Source organism: Mucilaginibacter psychrotolerans (assembly GCF_004519315.1).
In the GTDB taxonomy this organism is placed as follows: domain Bacteria; phylum Bacteroidota; class Bacteroidia; order Sphingobacteriales; family Sphingobacteriaceae; genus Mucilaginibacter; species Mucilaginibacter psychrotolerans.
This window is the reverse complement of sequence record NZ_SOZE01000071.1, coordinates 1-3,666: the sequence shown is the minus strand read 5'-3', so window position 1 is coordinate 3,666 and position 3,666 is coordinate 1. Positions and strand designations below refer to the sequence as shown.

The window sequence follows — 3,666 nt, the reverse complement described above, 5'->3', positions numbered from 1 at the left end:
CGTTGATACTAATTCCGCTAAACATAGCAAGTTATTTAGCTTAAATATACTAAATAACTTACTGATTATCAATAATTTATTAACAAAAAAAACGCTTTGCGAACTAAATACATAATCCTATTAAATAATTTCAAAATAAGTGTGAAGTTCCTCACAACTACTTGATAATAAATATATTATTTGCAAAAATTTAATTAATATTTTATTTTTAAAGACCTTAAATCTTTAAAGATGCAGCCCCTATCTTTTGTTATCACAATTAGAAAATTTCTATTTGCTTTAGCGCTGATTTCTTTCGTCGGTTTTTCAAAATCGGATGTTCAACCGCAAGATTTAAGGGTAATTGTACCTATTGCACTTGACTATAATAGGGTCGCCAACATTGTAACTCTTTCAATTACTATTTATGTCAATGGCATCCCCATACAAGTTGTCTTCGACACCGGATCTTCCGGCCTGCGCGTGATCAAGGGCGCCCTTCGGTATACTTCATATAAGGAAGCCAACCAATGGGTCAGATACGGATTTGGTACGGTATCGATGTACTCCACCTTCGCGGCGAAGTGGCCGAGGTCGTTTTGGGCTTCGGTAACATTAAATCAGCTAATCCAATCAAATTTATGCTGATCGACTCCGCCCAAAATTTTGATGGCTCATGGACAAAAACAGATGAAATTCCAGCAATTAACGCAAACAATTTTAAAGGGTCGTCCGCCATCATGGGTATCGGTCTACGAAACGATTCTTTGAGCAAAGGCATTGCAAATCCATTTGCGTTAATGGGTGGGACAGGCAAATACTTAATTCATCTGCCGGAATATGGAGAAAATACCGGCTATGTAATTTTAAACCCAAACAATAAAGATATCGCGGGTTTCCAGGACATATATCTTAAAACAGGCAAATTTCCACTGGCAAACGGCTGGAACATTTTCCTGGATGATTCATTGCCAGGTAAAGTAGAAATTAATGGAAAGCCGTTTCCCGGAGGAACATTACTGGATACTGGCACCCCTTTGACCTGGACTGATTCACCGCAGTTTCCTGCTGTACATATCGTAAAAGGAAAAGATACGGTTGTCACAATGGAGGTTGGCAAGCCAGTCGTTTCTTCTACCACTTCACCATTAATACGCAATACAGTAGGAAAGACCGGGTGGAGACAAACCGGCCATTGCCCGCACATAATTCTTTTGGGATACAGTTCTTTTTTAACAATGATGTGCTATACGATGCAAAAGCTGGCATTGTAGCAATCCGGAAAAAATAAGTAATTACTTAATATTAACAAACTAACCCTTTCACCATGAGAAAAAAACTGACAATCAAATTTAGTGCAGCCGAGCTGCAGGAGCTGGTATCAATCATACCAGAGGAAAATGCCGATAAAAAGAAACTAAAAGACCTGGTAGCGACAGTAATTTTAAATTCAATACGGCCTGTCAAGCAGTCATCTACTGAATTATCAGCAGCGGGAGGAGCGGCACCGGATCCGGTTATGCAGCTTATTGTTCACATTCTGTCGCAAAGAACTGGTTTTCCGGAAAGTGATTTTACGCCGGATACAGTATTGTCTTCCAAAGGAATGACTGACTCCAAGATAACCCAATTGATTGGTTTCCTTAATCAATATATACAATCGGTAAACGGTTCAACGATTGGTGCTGGTGAAATATCCACCGGTGATACGGTTCAATCTGTTTATGATCTGGTTCAAACTAAAACCCCATAACATGAAAACCACGTTAACATTAATTATAGCGCTATGCTCATGGGTGAGTGTATTGGCTGATGTCAGATATACGGACAACTTTTCTTATCAAACAATTCTCGGCTCTGATACACCTAAAGTGATATTGATTAGAAGGGGTAAAACAAAATTAGATACCACCCAGGTCAAATCAACATCTTTCTATGTCAAGCAACCGAAAAACGACACGGTAGTATTAATTTTGAAAACAGGTGCGAAATACAAAATTTCTGCCTCAACAGTAAAGTATACACCTGACCAGTACACTTGGTTCAAACGGATTTCAATAGTTAAGTCCTTTGACAACGCAACAGATAAAGCAGCAGCGGCCACCTTAAATCTTGTATACCCAAAAGATTCCGTTAGTTCGCAAAATTTCGCTTTTGCTATTGGTTACAACGTTTTGCCCAACGCATTTCATAATCCAACTTTGAACATGCAGCTCAACCCATTCTTTGAATGGCAGAAAAACACCTTGTCATCGAAAAAGCAAAACGTAATAACTTCTGGGTTAAATTTCCAAATTTCCATTCCGAAATTCAACGCAAATGACCGTTTCCAGATGTTTGGAGTAGCTTCGCTTAATTATAAAAATGATCGAATTAAATCAAGCGAGGGCACACAGGCGAATTTATACCTGTCGCCGATTTTTGATGGCAGCGGCGATAAATTTTATTTTAAGCCTGATGCAAGGATGAAAAACCCGGCCATCGAAATCATTTACAATGTATTTGGTGGCGTTGAGTACGAAAATGTAAACACTGCAAAAAAGGCTGAAGACAAAGGAACCGTTTACCGGCTCTATGGAAGATTTGTAGCAACTTTTTCACCTATTCCCGATATCCTCGACGAAAGATTGCAGTTCGTTCCGGATTTCACATACCGATCTGGGTTCTCCAATAGCATAGCCAGCGAAAAGAAAACCAATAAGCTTTGGAAATATGACATCAATCTGGTTATCATCAAACAAAAAGACAGTGGATTTGGTGACGTGTCAGTAGGATATGATTTTCAAAAGGGTGTAGATCCGACGGCAGGTTACGAGGATCAGACCGTGAGAACGATAGCTCTGAAGATAAAGATCATCCCAGGTAAAAAAAGTTAATCTTTAATCCATACTAATTACCCCAACCTTGGGCATCATCATGAAAAGAATCATTAGTTCAATATTTTTACTTTTTGCTTTTCTAACTGGAAAGACACAAACCATTTCACTTGGCGGTTCAATAACTAATTTTGAATTACTTGACGATGCCCAGGTTATCAACTTTAACGTACCGTTGGTAATAAAGGCAACGGATTTTGCCAACCTTAACTTTCCAGATACCTCACCCGCCTTTGTTCAAATCGGTGGAACAAGTGATGCAAAATATTGCGACGGGATCAAATTCACATTTGACAGAACTAAGAGCTGCCTTTCAGTATCCGTTACGCTAGACTCGCTTCCGGTGCAGGGAATATATACGGTCAATATTAAATACACGACTAACAAACTTACAGACAAAATAAAGATATATAACTTACTAATATTCAATATACTCAGACCATCTGCAACACTCGAGAGCCTGAATACAGTTACAATAACCGCAGAGGGATGTGAACCAATACAAGTTGATCCTATTTCTATTCACGAAACAAGCAACCACACTCCTGTACGGGATTTAAAATTTTACGACCCCATTATACAAGGAAAGACAATTCCCGGGTTGCTTAAATTTGATAGTGACAGTAAATTCATAGGCCATGGTGAACAGAAAAGCATCAAGTTTAAAGTTGACTCCGTCCTATTAAAAAAGTAGAATAAGGCGCTTGGGTATTGCTAATAATTTTAGTATATTTAAGCTGTAGATACCAAATACGCTAAAATTATGTTTCAAGGATTAAATATACTGGAGTTTACTGAGAAATTCTCAACT

At 38.5% G+C, this 3,666-nt stretch carries 4 protein-coding genes; all 4 read left to right on the top strand.

Going from position 1 to position 3,666, the window contains the following annotated elements; translation table 11 throughout:
* Positions 1–509 precede the first annotated feature (509 nt).
* Genes E2R66_RS28020 through E2R66_RS28005 form a run of 4 tightly spaced genes read left to right on the top strand, consistent with a single transcriptional unit; the run spans position 510 to position 3,549 of the window.
* Positions 510–1,253 carry a hypothetical protein gene (locus E2R66_RS28020; protein ID WP_134738006.1) on the top strand — a complete coding sequence of 248 codons (744 nt, stop codon included), beginning with the start codon at positions 510–512 and terminating at the stop codon, positions 1,251–1,253.
* A 53-nt stretch (positions 1,254–1,306) separates the two neighbouring features.
* Entirely contained in the window at positions 1,307–1,732 is a 426-nt protein-coding gene (locus tag E2R66_RS28015; RefSeq protein ID WP_134738005.1) for a hypothetical protein, read from the top strand.
* Between the two features lies 1 nt (position 1,733).
* A complete protein-coding gene (locus E2R66_RS28010) occupies positions 1,734–2,855 on the top strand; it encodes a hypothetical protein (protein WP_134738004.1) in 1,122 nt (373 codons plus the stop codon).
* Positions 2,856–2,895: 40 nt separating this feature from the next.
* Complete coding sequence (locus E2R66_RS28005; protein WP_134738003.1) at positions 2,896–3,549, top strand: hypothetical protein; 654 nt, start codon at positions 2,896–2,898, stop codon at positions 3,547–3,549.
* The last annotated feature ends 117 nt before the right edge of the window (positions 3,550–3,666 follow it).